Raw genomic sequence first — 16,484 nt, forward strand, 5'->3', positions numbered from 1 at the left:
GGAACACGCAGCGCACCCGTCGCCCGCCGAGCGCCCCGGGCGCGGGAGCGGCGAGCGCACGCGCCGGCGCCTCAGCGTGGACGAGCGGCGCGAGCAGCTGATCTCCGTCGCTCTGGAGCTGTTCAGCCTCCGCCCGCCGGAGGAGGTGTCGATCGACGACATCGCGGCCGCCGCCGGCGCCTCCCGGCCGCTGGTCTACCACTACTTCCCGGGCAAGCAGGCCCTGTACGAGGAGTCGCTGCGGCGGGCGGGCCGCGAGCTGGCGGCCCGGTTCGAGGAACCCGCCGAGGGCCCGCTCTCGGAGCGCCTCCACCGCGTCATGGGCCGCTACCTGGACTTCGTGCAGAGCCACGGCCCCGGCTTCGCGGCGCTGCTGCGCGGCGGCTCGGTGGCGGCCAGCACCAACACCTCGGCGGTGATCGACGAGGTCCGACGGGCCGCGCACGACCAGATCCTGGGCCACCTGGCACTGCCCGAGCCCGGTCCGGGCCTGCGGCTCACCGTCCGCGCGTGGATCGCCAACGCGGAGATCACCTCGCTGGAGTGGCTGGCCGACCGCTCGGTGCCGCTGGAGGAGCTGCAGCTGCACCTGGTGCAGGAGTTCGTCGCGGCGCTCACGCTGACCGCCGCCCGGGAGCCCGCGCTCGCCGCCGAGCTGACCGGATTCTTCGCCGACGAGCGGCCGGACGGCCCGACCGGGCGGCTGGTCCGCGACCTGGCAGGGCTGTTCGCCGTCCCGGGCCTCGCCGAGGCGGTCACCGCCCTGGCCGTCGAGCCGCCCCCCGGCCCGGTGGCCGTGCCGGCCGCCGGGCAGGCCCCCGGGCAGGCCGCCGGGCAGGCCGCCGACGTGGCACCACCCGCACGCCCCGCGCCCGCCGACGCCTGACGGGCCAGGCCGGGCGGGGCGGGGCCGCCGACGGCAGGTTCTGCCACGTCGGCGGCCTCTGATAGGAATGGGCACGGATCTGACGGCCCGCCGGTCACCCCGGGCCCGGGTCCCCGGACCACCGAACGCACACCGAGCAGAGCGGGGGGCTCAACAGTTGACCCAGGACGGCCAGTTCAGCGCGGAGGCCAGCCCCTTCGCGGCGGCGGAGCGGATCTCCGCGACGCTCGGAACGCTCACCGACGCCCTCTTCGACGCCCGGACCTCACGCCACCCGGCGTCCTCGCTGACCGCCCTACGGGTGAGCGGCCCGGCCGCCGAGGCCCTGTTCGACCTGCCCCTCGCGCCCAACGGACCGGTGCACACCGCCGTCGACCGGCTCGGCACCGTGATCACCGCCGGAACGGCCCGCCCGGGCACCGGAGCCGAGGTCTCCGCGCTGGCGACCGGCGCGCTGCTGAGCCGGTACGGCACCACCGGCCCGGTCCGCGGCGCCTCGCCCGACGCTCCTGGTGTCCTGACCGCCGCCCGGTTCGAGCTCCCCGTGACCGGCGAGCCCGCCGACCCGAAGCTCCGCCCGCCGTTCACCGCCCCCCTGGCGGCACTCGCTGCCGGGCAGCAGACCCGGCAGCCGGTCGAACTCGCCACCGGCGCCGGCTCGGAGGTCCGCCTGGTCGTCCCGCCGGGCTTCCACGCGCTGACCTCCCCGGGCGGACCTCCCGGGGTCTCCGCCCGTACGGCGCCCCTCGGCCCGGCCGGCGGCTCCCCGTCCGTCCGGGGCGTCGACCCGGCCGCCGGCGCCGCCGCCGCCGAGTTGGCCACGCACCTGGCGGAGACCGCCGAGGAGCTGTTCAGCGGCGCCGAGCCGGCCGGCCGCCGCGACTTCGCGGTGATCGCCGCCACGCTGGCCGACGCGGTCTGCGCCTCGGGCGCCGTCTACGCGGGCGTCGCCGCGCTCCGGGCGGACGGCCGGCCCGCCGACGCCACCCTGGTGGTCTCGCTCGCCCGGCACCCGCTGCCGATCACCGGGCTGGCCACCGAGCTGGCCACCGTCCGCCGGCACGCCGAGGTCTGGACGGTGCTGCTGCCGGCCGGACCGGCCGCCGTGCTGGTGGAGGGCCGCAGCGTCCCGGTGCCGGGCCCGCTGGCCGCGGACGGCGTGCGCCGCTGGGCGGTCACGTCGGTGGTGGAGGCGTTCGTCCCGCTGCCGGACGGCGTCTCGGTGCTCTGCGTCCAGCTCAGCACCGCCCAGCCGCAGGACTGGGAGCTGTACACGGACGTGTTCGCGGAGCTGCTGAAGAGCGTGCAGTTCGGCTGGGACGGCGTGCCCGGCGCGCCGGCCGCGCCCGCCCCGGCGCAGGCCGTCCCGGTTCCCGTCCCCTCGCCGCCGACCGAACCCGCGCCCGCGCTGCACGCGGCGGCCCCGGCGGACGCGGCACCTGCCGACGCGGTGCCGGCCGACGCCGCCCCGCTCCCGGTCGACCTGCGGGGCACGCCCGTTCGCGTCCCGCCCGCCGATTTCAACCCCTTCGCGCAGGTCGCCGACCCGACCCCGGCCCGGCCGATCCTCGTCCCCGACGGCGCCACCGGCGCCGGGGGCACCGGTGACGCCGGTGACGCCGATCTGCCGCCCCGGCCCAAGGGCACCCCCGTGATGGTGCCGCCCCCGGACTTCGACCCCTTCGCCCCGCAGCCGGACGCGCAGCCCGCCCCGCCCGTCCCGGCCGGGCCGCCCCCGGCCGTCCCGGTCACCGACCCGTTCGGCACGGTGACGGCGGCCGACCGTCCGCAGGACCCGTTCGGCACCACCGTCCTGCTGCGGTCCGCCCCGGTCCCGCCGCCGCCCGCCGCCCCTCCCGCACCCGGGGGCGCCGCCGGGAACGCCGACGAGCCCGGGCCCCGGCCCAAGGGCACCCCGGTCATGGTCCCGCCCCCGGACTTCAACCCGTTCGCCCCGCAGCCGGAGGACCGCCCGGCCCCGCCACCGGCCGCCGCTCCGGAGCCCGGCCCGTTCGGCTGAGCCCCGCACCCGACCGCCGGACGGCCCACGGCCCCCACCGGCCCCTCCGACCGCCCGACCGCCCGACCGCCCGACCGCCCGACCGCATCGAGGCCCGACCGCCCGACCGTCGCTCCCGCCGGCCCGGGGCGACGGCCGCCCCCGCGCCCCTGCCGGGAGCCGCACCCGCGCCGCTTTCGCCGCACTGCATTCGGCCACAACATCACTCCGACGAGGCCCAGTTGACGAAAGCCCAGGTCAACTGAGGCCGTCCGGGCGGCCCGTCATGCCCACGACCGACAACTGGTACAGACCTATTGCCAGTTGCCGATCTGCTCCCTACTCTCGGCACAGGATCCTCCGTGGCACCCCGACGGCCCGAGGTCTCCGGTTCCGCGCCGCCCCCATGGCCGGAGCTCGCTGCTCCACGCACCTGACACCTCCCCACGGGTTACGGGGCGTCCGGGCCTGCCCCGGGACCCCAGGACAGGAGCCATATCCATGCGCAGACGTCGGATCAGCCTGCCGCTGCTGGCAGCCGGGACGCTACTCGTCCCGCTGCTCGCCGCCGCTCTCCCCGCCGCCATCGCCAACGCCGACTCCGCCGTTGCCGGGTCGGCCACCGCGACCTTCACCAAGGGCAGCGACTGGGGAAGCGGCTACGACGCCAGTTACACCATCACCAACGGCTCCAGCGCCCCGATCAACGGCTGGACGCTGGAGTTCGACCTGCCCACCGGCAACACCGTGGCCGGCCTCTGGAACGCGACGTACACCACCTCGGCCTCGCACGTCACGGTGAAGAACCCCGGCTGGGCCTCGACCCTGCCGGTCGGCGGCACGTACAACGTCGGCTTCAACATCGCCTACTCCGGCGCTTACAAGGCCCTGCTGAACTGCAAGTTGAACGGGCAGCCGTGTGACGGCGCCGGCGGGGACCAGACCGCGCCGACCGTCCCGGGCAACCTCCGGACGGGCACCGTCACCCAGACCACGGTCGACCTGTCCTGGGCCGCGAGCACCGACAACCTCGCCGTCACCGGCTACGACGTCTACCGCGACGGCACCAAGGTGGCCACCACCGACGGCGCCACCACGTCCGTCACCGTGCAGGGCCTGACCGCGGGCACCGCCTACCAGTTCACCGTCCAGGCCTTCGACGCGGCGGGCAACCGCTCGGCGGCGGCCGGACCGGTCAGCGCCACCACCCAGCCGCCGGTGGAGGACAGGCAGGCTCCGACCACCCCGGGCACCCCCACGGTGACCGGCTCGGACGCCAACTCGGTCTCGCTGACCTGGACCGCCAGCACCGACAACGTCGGCGTCACCGCCTACGACGTCTACACCGGCACCACCCTGGCCGCGACCGTCCCCTCGGCGTCCGCCACCGTCGGCAACCTGGCGCCGGACACCGAGTACACCTTCACGGTCAAGGCCCGCGACGCGGCCGGCAACGTCTCGCCCGCCTCCGGCCCGGTGACCGGCAAGACCAAGCCCGGGGGCAGCAACCCCGGCAACCTGAAGATCGGCTACTTCACCCAGTGGAGCATCTACGCCCGCGGGTACAGCGTGAAGAAGCTCGACACCTCCGGCTCGGCGGGCCGGCTCACCACGCTCAACTACGCCTTCGCCAACATCCACCCGACCACCAAGCAGTGCTTCATCACCAACAAGGCGGCCGGGCCGGACAACGACCCGAACGCGGGCGACGGTGCCGGTGACGCCTGGGCCGACTACGGCAAGGGCTGGGACGCGGGCAGCTCGGTGGCCGGGACCACCGACACCTGGGACCAGAAGCTGGCCGGCAACTTCAACCAGCTGAAGCAGCTCAAGGCCAAGTACCCCAACCTCAAGATCCAGATCTCGCTGGGCGGTTGGTCCTACAGCAAGTGGTTCTCCGACGCGGCCGCCACCGACGCCTCCCGCAAGGCGCTGGTCAGCTCCTGCATCGACATGTACATCAAGGGCAACCTGCCGGTGATCGACGGCCGCGGCGGCGCGGGCAGTGCGGCCGGCATCTTCGACGGCATCGACCTCGACTGGGAGTGGCCGAACTCCGACGGGCACACCGGGAACATCTTCCGGCCCGCCGACAAGGCCAACTACACCCTGGTCGCCCAGGAGTTCCGTCGCCAGCTGGACGCGCTCGGCGCCACCACCAACAAGCACTACACGCTGAGCGCCTTCCTCCCGGCCGACCCGGCGAAGATCACGGCCGGCATCGACATCCCCGGCCTGTTCGGTGCCTTCGACTTCGCCACCATCCAGGGCTACGACTACCACGGCGGCTGGGAGATGGTCACCAACCAGCAGTCCGGCATCAAGGTCGCGGCCGGCGACCCGAACCCGCCGGCCCGCCAGTTCAGCTCCGAGGTCGCGATCGGCGCGTACGTCAACGGCGGCGCCCCGAAGAGCAAGCTCACGCTGGGCATCCCGTTCTACGGTCGAGGCTGGACGGGCGTGCCGCGCGGCACCACCAACGGTCTCTTCCAGACCGCGACGGGCCCCGGCCCGGGCACCTACGAGGCCGGGTTCGAGGACTACCGGAAGCTCAAGGAGATGGCCACCAGCGGTGGTTACACCATCTACCGGGACCCGGTGGCCGGCCACTCGTACATCTACAACGGCTCGGTCTTCTACACCTACGACGACCCGACCGAGATCGCCCGGAAGACCGCCTGGATCAAGTCCCAGGGGTTGGCCGGAGCGATGATCTGGGCCTTCGACGGTGACACCGCGAGCGGCGAGCTGATGGCCGCGGTGGACAACGGTCTGAAGTAGCCGGACGACGGCCCGGGTCGACCGGGCCGGTCAGGACCCGCCTGGCCCGTCGTGCGCTCACCGCGCGCGGCGGGCCAGGTGCACGACGTCCGGCACGCCCCGGGCCACCGGGATCTCGTGCGTGACCACGTCCAGGAAGCCCGCCGCGCGCAGCGCCTCCTCGAAGGCGGGGGACGGCTGCGCGCTCCAGACGGCCAGCACCCCGCCCGGCTCCAGCCGGTGCCGGAGCACGGCCAGTCCGTCCGCGCCGTACAGCCCGGCGTTGGAGTCGGTGACGGTCCAGTCCGGGCCGTTGTCGATGTCCAGGCAGAGCGCGTCGTAGCGGGCGCCGTCCGCCACCGCGAGGTACTCCAGCAGGTCGGTGTGGAGCACCTCGACCCGCTCGTCGCCCAGCGCGCCGGCCGAGAAGGCGGCCAGCGGACCGTTCCGGTGCCAGTCGATGATCGCGCTCTCCCGCTCGACGACGGCGATCCGCCCCCACCGCCGTTCGGCGGCCGCGTAGGCCAGCGAGAAACCCACCCCGAGCCCGCCGATGAGCACGGCCGGCCGCTCCGGACCGCCGGGCCGGGCCTGGTCGCCGGTCCGGGCCTGGTCGCCGAGCCCGGCCTGGTCGCCGGTCCGGTCCAACTCGTCGAGCGCCGCCTGGATCAGCAGTCGCTCGGAGCGCCCGTCGGCGGTGTCCATCAGGAAGCAGCCGTTGGCGATGATCTCGTAGTGCCGCCCGCGCTGCCGCAGCACCACCTCTCCGAAGGGCCCCTCGCGCCGGTCGAGCGTGACGACGGCGTCCGAGCCGTCCCGTTCCGGCAGTGCGGTGGACATGCGCGAATCCCCTCCGGTTTTCGGGAGCTTCGGACGATCGGCCTACCCGCCCGACAATAGCCCAGCGCGGGCCGGGCCCCGGTCACCTCGTGACCAGCACCCCCGTGTACGAGACACCGGCCACCATCACCCAGGATCCGAGCCCGAGCAGGGCGATCCGCCCGCCGGTGCGGGCCATGGTGGGCAGGTGGACGGCGCTGCCGAGCCCGAACAACGCGGCTGCCAGCAGCAGCTCCTGGGCGTCGCCGGCGAGCCGGAGCACCGGCTCCGGCACCAGCCCGGTGGTGCGCAGCGCGATCATCGCGAGGAATCCCGCGACGAAGAGCGGCACCAGCGGCGGCCGCTTCCCGACCGGACCGCCCGCCGGACCGCCGGACGCACCGGCCGCCGCGACGCCGTCGGCGGCCGACCGGGTCCGCGCGCGGGCGCGCCGGGCGGTGAGCGCGACCCCGGCGACCAGCGGGGCCAGCAGCATCACCCGCATCAGTTTGACGAGCACCGCCTCGCGCAGGGCTTCCGCCCCGCCGGTCTGCGCGGTGGCGACCACCTGCCCGACGTCGTGCACCCCGGCCCCCACCCAGCGGCCGAACTCCGCCTCGTCCAGCCCGAGCGGGTGCTGGAGCAGCGGCAGGACAGCGATGGCCAGGGTGCCGCAGAGGGTGACCAGCGCGACGGAGGCGGCGACGTCCTCCTCGTCGCTGCCGGCCGCCTGGCTGACCGCGCCGATCGCCGAGGCGCCGCAGATCGAGTACCCGGTGGCGACGAGCAGCGGCTGGTCGCCGGGCAGGCCGAGCCGGCGGCCGAGCCAGCAGGTGCCGGCGAAGGTGGCGGCGACGACGGCGAGCACCATGGCGACGGTGGCCCAGCCCAGACCGAGCACGTCGCCCAGGCCGAGCTTGAGGCCGAGCAGCACGATGCCGATCCGCATCAGCCGGCGTCCGGCGGTGGAGAGCCCGGGCCGGGCGGCACCCCGGACCACCGGGCGCAGCCCGGGCAGGTGGGCGGCGGCGACGCCGAGCACGACGGCGGCGGTGAGCTTGGGTACGGCGGGGACGGCCTGGTGGACGGCGAGGGCCGCGGCCACGCCGAGCGCGGCGAGCAGCAGGCCGGGGGTGTCCCCGCCGAGCGGGGGGAGGGCGCGGGTGCGGACCCGCCGTTCCCGGACGATCAGTGCCATGCGGGGCTCACCGGGGGTCGCCGGCGGGCAGCCGGTAGACCCGCCGGATGCTGGTGCCGAGCCGGGCGACGTCGGCGCCGTAGACGTGGATGGAGATGGCGGTGGAGGTGCAGGCGTTGCGGACGAGGTGGATGTCGCCCGGCGGGGCGAAGGCCGCGACGGTGCCGGCGGGGCCGACCACGTGCTCGGTCTCGACCAGGTGGGCGGTCCGTCCGTCGGAGACCAGGCGGTAGCGGGTCTCGCTCTCCTGGCCCTGGTGGACGCCGGCCACGCACCAGGAGACGTGGTCGTGGATCGGGGTCTGCTGGCCGGGCAGCCAGACCAGGGCGACGACGGAGAACGACCCGTCGGCCTCGGCGTGCAGGACGTGCTGGCGGTAGCGGTCCGGGTCGCCCTCGCGCTGGTCGGCGGTGAGCAGGTCGGCGTCGCCGAGGTGCGGGGCGAGTCGTTCGCCGACGAGGTAGGCGGTGAGTTCCGGAGGCAGGCCGCGGTCGACGACAGCGCGGATCTCGCCGACGAGGGCGGTCATGCGCTCGGTGAGCCGGCCGCTCCCGACCGTGGCTGAGGGTGTCATACGAGCAGGTTCGACCCGCCCGACCTATCACGTCCAACGAGGGATCTTTAGCTCTCCCCATAAGAACGCTTATGGATTGTCAGGAGCGGTCAGCACCCCACCCGGGCGGCGGCAGCGGACCGCAGGTGGTCCAGCACCAGCGCGGTCGCCGGGATCCGCCGGTGCTCGCGCAGCACGTACGCGCTGACCCGGCGGCGCAGGTGCGGCTCGACGGCCCGGCCGGTGACCTTGCGGTGGCACATGAAGGAGAGGACCAGGGCCGGCATCAGGGCTATCCCCACCCCTGCGGCGACCAGGCTCTGCACGGCGAGGTTGTCGTCGGTGGAGAAGACGATGTCGGGCGCGAACCCCTCCTCCGCGCAGACGTGCAGCAGGTTGGCCCGGCAGCGCGGACAGCCGGCGATCCACCGTTCGCCGTCCAGATCGGCCAGCCGGACGGCGTGCCGCCGCCCGAGCGGGTGGCCGACCGGCAGCAGCACGGTCAGCAGGTCCTCCATCAGGGGTATCTCGTCCAGACCTTCCGGCAGCTCGGCCGGGGCGCCCGGATAACGGAAGGCCAGGGCGATGTCGCACTCGCCGCGGAGCAGCCGCTGGACGGAGTCCGGCGGCTCGGCCTCCAGCAGTTCGACCCGGACGCCGGGGTGTTCGGCGAGCAGCCGGGCCATCGTCTCGGGGATCAGGGTGGCGTTGGCGCTGGGGAAGGCGCAGACCCGCACCCGTCCGGCACGCAGCCGGGCCAGCGCGGCGAGCTGCTGCTGGGCGGCGGCGAGGCTGCCGAGGATCTGTTCGGCGTGCCGGGCGAGCGCCTCGCCGGCCTCGGTGAGGCGCAGTCCGCGTCCGGCCCGGGTGAAGAGCGGCAGGCCGACGGTCCGTTCGAGGGCCTTCATCTGCTGGGTGATGGCGGGCTGGGTGTAGCCGAGTTCGCGGGCCGCCGCCGAGTAGGAGCCGGCCCGGACGACCTCGTGGAAGGTCCTGATATGCCGTGAGTCGAATACCGGCTCCATCGCCCCTCCGCCCGGCCGCCGTGCCACATCCCGGCAATCATAAGCAGAGTTTGGAGGAGTGGAGCCTAACCCCGGCGGCACCTATGGTTTACCGGCGAACCGCCCATCCCTCGCGCACCCCTCGCGCACCCCGCCGGCTACGGCTGGGCGGCCGGCGGCAGCCCCATCGACACGTCCGCGTCGGCCACCGGCGCCCCGCCGCGCACCCGCGGGCTGCGCCGGCTGCGCTGCTCGATCCATCGCGCGAGCCAGGAGAGCAGCAGACACATCCCGATGTAGACCGGCGCGATCACCATCACCACCGGGATGAACGGCAGGTCGTAGTCCAGGTTGGTGGCGATCAGCTTGCCCGCGTGCAGGAACTCCTCGTACGTGATCAGGAAGCCCAGCGAGGTGTCCTTCAGTGCCACCACCAGCTGGCTGATGATCGCCGGCAGCATCGCCCGGTTGGCCTGCGGCACCAGGACGTAGGCCATCACCTGGGTCTTGCGCAGGCCGAGCGCGAAAGCGGCCTCCTTCTGCCCCTTGGGCACCGCCAGCACACCGGCCCGGAACACCTCCGCGAGCACCGAACCGTTGTAGAGCACCAGACCGGCCACCAGGGCCCAGAGCGGCTCGACCTTGAGCGCGACGAAGATGAAGAAGATCATCACCAGCACCGGCATGGCCCGGAAGAACTCGACCACCAGGGTGGAGAACCAGCGCACCACCCGGTGGTCCGAGAGGCGTCCGGCCGCGAAGAGCGCACCGAACGGCAGGGCGAACAGCACTGTCCACCCGAACGCCTTGAGGGTGTTGCCGAGCCCGCGCAGCAGGAGTTCCTGGACCCCCTTGTACTCGAAGGCCGTCCACTTCTCGGCGGTGAACTGGTTCGTGTGGAACAGCATGTAGACGATCCAGCCGAGCAGTGCGGCGATCGCCAGCAGCGCGAGCGCACCGTACAGCCGGTGCCGGGCGAGCGCCCTGGGCCCCGGGATGTCGTAGAGCGCCGAGGATTCCACCGTCATCGCGACACCGCCAGTCGTCGTTCCAGCAGGTTGAACACGGCACTGACGGCGAGCGTGATGACCAGGTAGCCGACCGCGATCCAGACGAAGGTCCAGACGATGCTGTAGCCCAGCTCGTTGATGGTCCGGTAGGTACCGAGGAGCTCGGTGACGCTGAACGAGCCGGCGATCGCCGTGTTCTTCGCCAGCGCGATCATCACACTGCCGATCGGGGCGATCACCGACCGGTACGCCTGCGGCAGCACGACCAGGCTCATCGTCTGGCCGAAGGTCATGCCCAGGCTGCGGGCCGCCTCGCCCTGACCGGTGGGCACCGTGTTGACGCCCGACCGCATCGCCTCGCAGACGAACGCCGAGGTGTAGCAGCCCAGCGCGAGCACCGCGAAGGTGAAGAACGGAAGCGTGATGTCGAACCGCGGCAGGCCCAGCACCACGATGAAGAAGAGCAGGGTCAGGGGGGTGTTCCGCAGCAGCGTCACCCAGGTGGTGCCGAACACCCGCAGCGGCTTCACCGGCGAGACCCGGAAGCTCGCCACCAGCACGCCGAGCACCAGCGACAGCACCGCACTCACCAGGAACAGCGAGAGGGTGCCGAGGAAGCCCTCCCAGTAGGTCGACCAGTTGTCGGTCAGCGTCTTCACAGGCCGGCCCCTCCTCAGTACCGGTCGATCGGCGGCGGGGTGGGCGCGGGCACCCCGGAGAGGCCGAGGGTCGCGTCGTAGGCCTTGCGCCAGTCACCGTTCTCCTCGTGGTGCGCCAGCGCGTCGTTCAGCGCCCCGCGCAGCACGGTGTCGTTCCGGGGCGTGCCGATCCCGTACGGCTCCTGGGAGAACAGCGGCCCGACCACCTTGAGCTCGTCGGGCACCTTGGCCGCGTAGCCCATCAGGATGGTGTTGTCCGTGGTCACCGCGTCCACCTGGGAGGTGATCAGGTTGTCGACACAGGCCGAGTAGCTGTCGTACCCGATCAGCCGGGCCTTCGGGTAGTCCTTCTGGATCCGCTGGTACGGGGTGGAGCCGGCCGCCGAGCAGACCTTCTTGCCGTCCAGGTCCTCCGGCCCGTTGATGGTCGCGTCGTTCCGGCGCACCAGCAGTGACTGTCCGGCCAGGTAGTACGGCCCGGCGAAGCCGACCAGCTTCTTGCGGTTGTCGTTGATGGTGTAGGTGCCCACGTAGTAGTCGACCTGGCCGTTCTGCAGCGCGGTCTCGCGGTTGGCCGAGGCGATGGTCCTGAACTCGATCCGGTCCGGGGCGAACCCGAGGTCGGCGGCGACCATCTTGGCGATCTCGATGTCGAAGCCGGAGTACTGCCCGGTGGCCGGGTTCTTCTGCCCCAGGTAGGGCTGGTCCTCCTTGGCCCCGACCACCAGGTGACCCCGGCTGCGGGCCGCGTCCAGGGTGGACGAACCGGTGATGCCGGCGCCGCTCTCCACCCGGTAGCTGGGGAGCGCGCTGGGCTGCGGCCCCTTGGGGGGCGGGGTGCCCTCCTTGCCGCAGGCCGCCAGCAGCACGGCCGCGGCCACGACGGCGGCGGTCACGATCTTCTTCACGCGCGGCCTCAGTGCTTCAGGATCTTGGAGAGGAAGTCCCGGGCGCGCTCGCTCTCCGGAGCGCCGAAGAACGCCTCCGGAGAGCGGTCCTCGACGACCCGCCCGTCGGCCATGAAGACCACCCGGTTGGCGGAGGCCCGGGCGAACCCCATCTCGTGGGTCACGACGATCATGGTCATGCCCTCGTGCGCCAGCTGGCGCATCACGTCCAGCACCTCGTTGATCATCTCCGGGTCGAGCGCCGAGGTGGGCTCGTCGAAGAGCAGTGCCTTGGGGTCCATCGCCAGGGCACGCGCGATCGCGACGCGCTGCTGCTGGCCGCCGGAGAGCTGGGCCGGGTACTTGGCCGCCTGCGGAGCCAGCCCGACCCGCTCCAGCAGCGCCCTGGACCTCTCGTCCGCCTCCCCCTTCGACCGCCCGCGGACCTTGACCTGCGCCAGCGACACGTTCTGCAGCACGGTCTTGTGCGCGAACAGGTTGAAGGACTGGAACACCATCCCGACCTCGGCCCGCAGCCGGGCCAGGCCCTTGCCCTCTTCGGGCAGCGGCCGGCCGTCGATCACGATGGACCCGGACTCGATCGGCTCCAGGCGGTTGATCGCCCGGCACAGGGTGGACTTGCCGGAGCCGGACGGACCGATCACCACCACGACCTCGCCCCGGCCGATGGTCAGCTCGATGTCCTGGAGGACGTGCAACTCGCCGAAGTGCTTGTTGACGCCGCGCATCTCGATCAAGGGCGTGAAGGCCGAGGGCCCCGGCCCGGACCCGGGCGGGGGCTCCGGTGCGTCGGTCACCGCCCGCTCCGGCCCTTCAGCAGCCAGCCGAGCGCGCCACCGGCGACCAGCGTGGCCAGCAGGGCGATCCAGAGCGGCGCGGTCACGGTGAACACCCAGAACTGGATCTTCACCTTGTCGAGGTTGGCGAACAGGAACCACACCGCGAGCACGACGATGACACCGATCCCGATGTACCGGGTGGGGATCCCGCCGATCTCGCTGCGCTTGGTGCCGGACGAACCGTCTGAAATCTTGGTCACACGCGAAGTCTGCGGTCGAACGGGCCGGTTTGCCCGGCTACGCGCCCGGGAGTAACCCGCACGGGGCAACCACGCCCCGCGCGGGTTTACCGCCCGTCACTCTCCGTCAGACGCCCCCGGGCCGGGTCTCCGACGGCTCGTCCCGCCAGGACCGCCAGAGCGCCGCGTACGGACCACCGGCCGCCACCAGGTCCGGGTGGCTGCCGTACTCGCTGATCCGGCCGCCCTCGACCACCGCGATCACGTCCGCGTCGTGCGCCGTGTGCAGCCGGTGGGCGATGGCGATCACCGTCCGGCCCTCCAGCACCTTGGCGAGCGAGCGCTCCAGGTGCCGGGCGGCCCGCGGGTCCAGCAGTGAGGTGGCCTCGTCCAGCACCAGGGTGTGCGGATCGGCCAGCACCAGCCGGGCCAGCGCCAGCTGCTGCGCCTGCGGCGGGGTCAGCGCGGCGCCGCCCGAACCGACCTCGGTGTCCAGCCCCGCCGACAGCGCGTCCACCCAGTCACCGGCGTCCACCGCGTCCAGGGCCCCGCGCAACTCGGCGTCGTCCGCGTCCGGCGCGGCCAGCCGCAGGTTGTCCCGGAGCGTGCCGACGAAGACGTGGTGCTCCTGGTTGACCAGCGCGACCTCGGCCCGGACCCGCTCGGCCGGCATCCGCGACAGCGCCGCCCCGCCGAGCGTCACACTGCCCCGGCCGGGCGCGTAGATGCCGGCCAGCAGCCGCCCCAGGGTGGACTTCCCCGCCCCGGACGGCCCGACCAGGGCGACCCGGCTGCCCGGCGCGACGTCCAGGCTGATGCCGTGCAGCACGTCGACGCCCTCGCGGTAGCCGAAGCGGACGTCCCGGGCCTCGACCCGCCGTCCGCTCGGCCGGGCCGCCTCGTCACTCTCCTGCTCGGGCACCTCGTGCACCCCGACCAGCCGGGCCAGCGAGGCCTGCCCGATCTGCAGCTCGTCGTACCAGCGCAGGATCAGGTCGACCGGGGCGGTCAGCGCCTGGGCGTAGAGCACCCCGGTGGTCAGCTCGCCCACGCCGATCCAGCCCCGGAGGGTGAACAGCCCGCCCAGCACCAGGGTGCCGAGCACCGCCAGGGTGTAGACCGCGTCGATGGTCGGGAACCAGGCCGTGCGCAGCCAGAGGGTGTACCGCTCCCAGGCGATCCACTCCGCCAGCTTGCGGTCGGTCAGCCGGACCCGCTGGTCACCGAGGCGCAGTGCCTCGACCGTCCGACCGGCGTCCACCGTCTCGGCCAGCACGGTGTTGACCGCCGCGTACCCGGCCGACTCGTTCCGGTACGACTGCGGGGCCCGCCGGAAGTACCAGCGGGAGGAGGCCAGCAGCAGCGGCAGACCGATCAGCGAGGTGAGCGCGAGCAGCGGCGAGGTGGCGACCAGGGCGCCCAGCACCAGCAGCAGCGACACGATCGCCACGGCCAGCTCCGGCACCGCCTCGCGGACCGACTTGTCCAGCCGGTCGATGTCGGTGGTGCCGCGGGAGACGAGGTCCCCGGTGCCGGCCCGCTCCAGGACCCCGGTCGGCAGCGCCACCGAGCGGACCAGGAAGTCCTCGCGCAGATCGGCCAGGACCCGCTCGCCGAGGACGCTGCCGCGCAGCCGCGACCACCAGGTGAACGCCGACTGCACCGCCAGCGCCACCAGGTACCAGGCGACGGCGACCGTGACGGTGGCTCCGACGGTGCCGGTGGCCAGCGACTCGACCAGGGTGCCCAGCACCCAGGGCCCGACGAGCCCCGCCGTGGTGGCCACCGCGTGCAGACCCACCACGGCGGCGAACCCGCCCCGGTGGCGTCGGGCCAGCAGCCGCAGGTAGGACCGCACGGCGACCGGGGAGCCGACCGGAAGGGTGGTGGCCGGCCCCTGCTCCTGATGGACGGGGGGCTTCATGGGGTGCTCCTCAGCTGTTCTCGGACGTCGGCGCGGAGGCCACGGAGGCCACGAGGACCCCCGGCACCACGGGGGCCACGAGGACCACGGGCGCGACGGGCACCACGGGGGTGGCGGTGCGGCCGGGAGGACGGGCCGCGGGGGTCCGTCGGCCTCACACCGCCTCCCCCACGGTCGCGGGCTCCCCCGCCGGCGACGGCTCCTCCGCGCGGGTGACCACCGCCCGGTAGCCCGGCTCGGTCCGCATCAGGTCGCGGTGACGCCCGGCCGCCGCCACCCGCCCGTCGCGGACCAGGACCACCCGGTCCGCCCGGTCCAGCAGCAGCGGACTGGTCGCGAAGACCACGGTGGTGCGCCCTTCCCGGCTCCTGCGCAGCCCGGCCGCGATCCGGGACTCGGTGTGCGCGTCCACCGCGCTGGTCGGCTCGTCCAGGACGAGGACCGGCGGGTCGGCCAGCAGCGAGCGGGCCAGCGCCAGTCGCTGCCGCTGCCCTCCGGAGAGCGAGCGTCCGCGCTCGGTGATCTCCGCCCGCATGGCGTCGCCCCCGCAGGTGGGCGAGCCGTCGACCAGGGCGTCCAGGACGTCCTCGGCGCAGGCGGCGGCCAGTGCGTCGACGGGCTCGACCCGCCCGGAGGCGGGGATGTCGAACAGCCCCGCCAGGGTGCCGGAGAGCAGCACCGGCTCCTTGTCGTGGACCAGGACGGCGGCCCGCGCCTCGGCCAGCGGGACGGAGTCCAGCTCGGTGCCGCCGAGCCGGACCGACGGCTCCGGTCGCGCGCCCTCGGCCGTCGGGACGTGCCCGCCGAGCCGCTCGGCCAGCGCACCGGCGAAGTCCGGGTCGCCGCAGACCACGGCGGTCAGCCGGCCGGCCCGGGCGGTCAGCCCGGTGGCCGGGTCGAACAGGTCCGACTGCGCGGCACCGGACAGTCCCGCGTCGGCGGTCCCGTCGGTCCGGTCGAGCGCGAGCACCCGCGCGGCCCGCCCGGCCGAGACGCGGGCCACGCTCCAGGCGTGGGCCGCCTCGCCGAGGATCCGCAGCGGGGCGGCGAGGTAGGCCGTCGAGCCGTAGACGGCGACCAGGGTGCCGACCGAGATCCGGCCGGACGCGGCCAGATGGGCGCCGTACCAGGTGATGCCGACCACGAACAGGCCCGGCAGCAGGACCTGCTGGGCCTGCATCAGGGACCAGATCCGGGCCGAGCGGACGGCCGCGGCGCGGACCTGCTGGGACGCCGCACGGTACCGGGCGAGGAAGAGCTCCTCGCCGCCGATGCCGCGCAGCACCCGGAGCCCGGCCACCGTGTCGGCGGCCAGCTCGGTGGCCTTGCCCCCGAGCGCCCGCTGTTCCGTGTACCGGCGCTCGAAGGGGCCGAGCAGCGGCCACACCGAGGCCGCCAGCACCGGCACCCCGAGCAGCACGGCGAGTCCGAGGACCGGCTGGGTGACCAGCACCGCCGTGCTGACGGCCAGCCAGACGAGGACGGCACCGCGCAGCCTGGCGACCAGCTCGACGTACCAGCCGATCTTCTCGACGTCCCCGCTGCCGACCGCGACGATCTCGCCGGTGGCGATCCGCCGGGAGAGTCCGGCCCCGAGGTGGGAGGCCTGGCGGGCGACGAGCTGTCTGACCTGGGTCGCGGCGTGGATCCAGTTCCAGACCGCCTGGCGGTGCAGCAGGACGGTGCCCACCGAGGACACCGCGGCGAGCGCCAGGGCGACGCCGCCGGCCCGCCAGAGGCCGGCGG

At 73.9% G+C, this 16,484-nt stretch carries 14 protein-coding genes; 3 read left to right on the plus strand and 11 right to left on the minus strand.

The window, feature by feature from the left end:
* The first annotated feature begins 76 nt into the window (after positions 1-76).
* The 3 genes from ACFWOG_RS19490 (at position 77) to ACFWOG_RS19500 (ending at position 5,666) form a co-directional block, all read left to right on the plus strand.
* Positions 77-886: a TetR/AcrR family transcriptional regulator gene (locus ACFWOG_RS19490; protein ID WP_380359865.1), complete on the plus strand. Its 810-nt coding sequence runs from the start codon at positions 77-79 to the stop codon at positions 884-886.
* A gap of 157 nt (positions 887-1,043) precedes the next feature.
* Positions 1,044-2,906: a hypothetical protein gene (locus ACFWOG_RS19495; RefSeq protein WP_380359854.1), complete on the plus strand. Its 1,863-nt coding sequence runs from the start codon at positions 1,044-1,046 to the stop codon at positions 2,904-2,906.
* A gap of 480 nt (positions 2,907-3,386) precedes the next feature.
* Complete coding sequence (locus tag ACFWOG_RS19500; protein WP_329948810.1) at positions 3,387-5,666, plus strand: glycoside hydrolase family 18 chitinase; 2,280 nt, start codon at positions 3,387-3,389, stop codon at positions 5,664-5,666.
* A gap of 57 nt (positions 5,667-5,723) precedes the next feature.
* Here ACFWOG_RS19500 and ACFWOG_RS19505 read toward each other — a convergent pair whose 3' ends face one another.
* The 11 genes from ACFWOG_RS19505 to ACFWOG_RS19555 form a co-directional block, all read right to left on the minus strand.
* Positions 5,724-6,485, minus strand: a complete 762-nt coding sequence (locus tag ACFWOG_RS19505; RefSeq protein WP_329948811.1) for a spermidine synthase — start codon at positions 6,483-6,485, stop codon at positions 5,724-5,726.
* An 82-nt stretch (positions 6,486-6,567) separates the two neighbouring features.
* A complete protein-coding gene (locus ACFWOG_RS19510) occupies positions 6,568-7,662 on the minus strand; it encodes a YeiH family protein (protein ID WP_380359856.1) in 1,095 nt (364 codons plus the stop codon).
* A 7-nt stretch (positions 7,663-7,669) separates the two neighbouring features.
* Positions 7,670-8,236, minus strand: coding sequence for a cysteine dioxygenase family protein (locus tag ACFWOG_RS19515; RefSeq protein WP_329880295.1), 567 nt, complete (start codon positions 8,234-8,236; stop codon positions 7,670-7,672).
* Positions 8,237-8,325: 89 nt separating this feature from the next.
* On the minus strand, positions 8,326-9,240 hold the full coding sequence (locus ACFWOG_RS19520; RefSeq protein WP_329880296.1) for a LysR family transcriptional regulator: 915 nt from the start codon (positions 9,238-9,240) through the stop codon (positions 8,326-8,328).
* A 137-nt stretch (positions 9,241-9,377) separates the two neighbouring features.
* Entirely contained in the window at positions 9,378-10,247 is an 870-nt protein-coding gene (locus tag ACFWOG_RS19525; protein WP_380359859.1) for an amino acid ABC transporter permease, read from the minus strand.
* Positions 10,244-10,888: an amino acid ABC transporter permease gene (locus ACFWOG_RS19530; RefSeq protein WP_329880299.1), complete on the minus strand. Its 645-nt coding sequence runs from the start codon at positions 10,886-10,888 to the stop codon at positions 10,244-10,246. Before ACFWOG_RS19530 ends, ACFWOG_RS19525 begins: the two co-directional genes overlap by 4 nt.
* Before the next feature lie 14 nt (positions 10,889-10,902).
* Complete coding sequence (locus ACFWOG_RS19535; protein ID WP_380359861.1) at positions 10,903-11,796, minus strand: glutamate ABC transporter substrate-binding protein; 894 nt, start codon at positions 11,794-11,796, stop codon at positions 10,903-10,905.
* An 8-nt stretch (positions 11,797-11,804) separates the two neighbouring features.
* Positions 11,805-12,524 carry an amino acid ABC transporter ATP-binding protein gene (locus tag ACFWOG_RS19540; RefSeq protein ID WP_329948907.1) on the minus strand — a complete coding sequence of 240 codons (720 nt, stop codon included), beginning with the start codon at positions 12,522-12,524 and terminating at the stop codon, positions 11,805-11,807.
* 65 nt (positions 12,525-12,589) lie between these two features.
* A complete protein-coding gene (locus tag ACFWOG_RS19545; protein WP_329880303.1) occupies positions 12,590-12,835 on the minus strand; it encodes a LapA family protein in 246 nt (81 codons plus the stop codon).
* A gap of 106 nt (positions 12,836-12,941) precedes the next feature.
* Positions 12,942-14,738, minus strand: coding sequence for an ABC transporter ATP-binding protein (locus ACFWOG_RS19550; RefSeq protein WP_329880304.1), 1,797 nt, complete (start codon positions 14,736-14,738; stop codon positions 12,942-12,944).
* A 154-nt stretch (positions 14,739-14,892) separates the two neighbouring features.
* Positions 14,893-16,484 (minus strand): ABC transporter transmembrane domain-containing protein (locus tag ACFWOG_RS19555; protein WP_380359863.1); only part of this gene is annotated, 1,592 nt, incomplete at its 5' end.

Origin of the sequence: Kitasatospora sp. NPDC058406, from assembly GCF_042722765.1 — a bacterium.
Classification (GTDB): Bacteria; Actinomycetota; Actinomycetes; order Streptomycetales; family Streptomycetaceae; genus Kitasatospora.

What these genes read in the sequence shown, in the direction of transcription:
- ACFWOG_RS19500 (WP_329948810.1), top strand. Translation starts at nt 3,387, where the DNA reads ATGCGCAGACGTCGGATCAGCCTGCCGCTGCTGGCAGCCGGGACGCTA.
- ACFWOG_RS19505 (WP_329948811.1), bottom strand. Translation starts at nt 6,485, where the DNA reads ATGTCCACCGCACTGCCGGAACGGGACGGCTCGGACGCCGTCGTCACG.
- ACFWOG_RS19510 (WP_380359856.1), bottom strand. Translation starts at nt 7,662, where the DNA reads ATGGCACTGATCGTCCGGGAACGGCGGGTCCGCACCCGCGCCCTCCCC.
- ACFWOG_RS19515 (WP_329880295.1), bottom strand. Translation starts at nt 8,236, where the DNA reads ATGACACCCTCAGCCACGGTCGGGAGCGGCCGGCTCACCGAGCGCATG.
- ACFWOG_RS19520 (WP_329880296.1), bottom strand. Translation starts at nt 9,240, where the DNA reads ATGGAGCCGGTATTCGACTCACGGCATATCAGGACCTTCCACGAGGTC.
- ACFWOG_RS19525 (WP_380359859.1), bottom strand. Translation starts at nt 10,247, where the DNA reads ATGACGGTGGAATCCTCGGCGCTCTACGACATCCCGGGGCCCAGGGCG.
- ACFWOG_RS19540 (WP_329948907.1), bottom strand. Translation starts at nt 12,524, where the DNA reads ATGCGCGGCGTCAACAAGCACTTCGGCGAGTTGCACGTCCTCCAGGAC.
- ACFWOG_RS19550 (WP_329880304.1), bottom strand. Translation starts at nt 14,738, where the DNA reads ATGAAGCCCCCCGTCCATCAGGAGCAGGGGCCGGCCACCACCCTTCCG.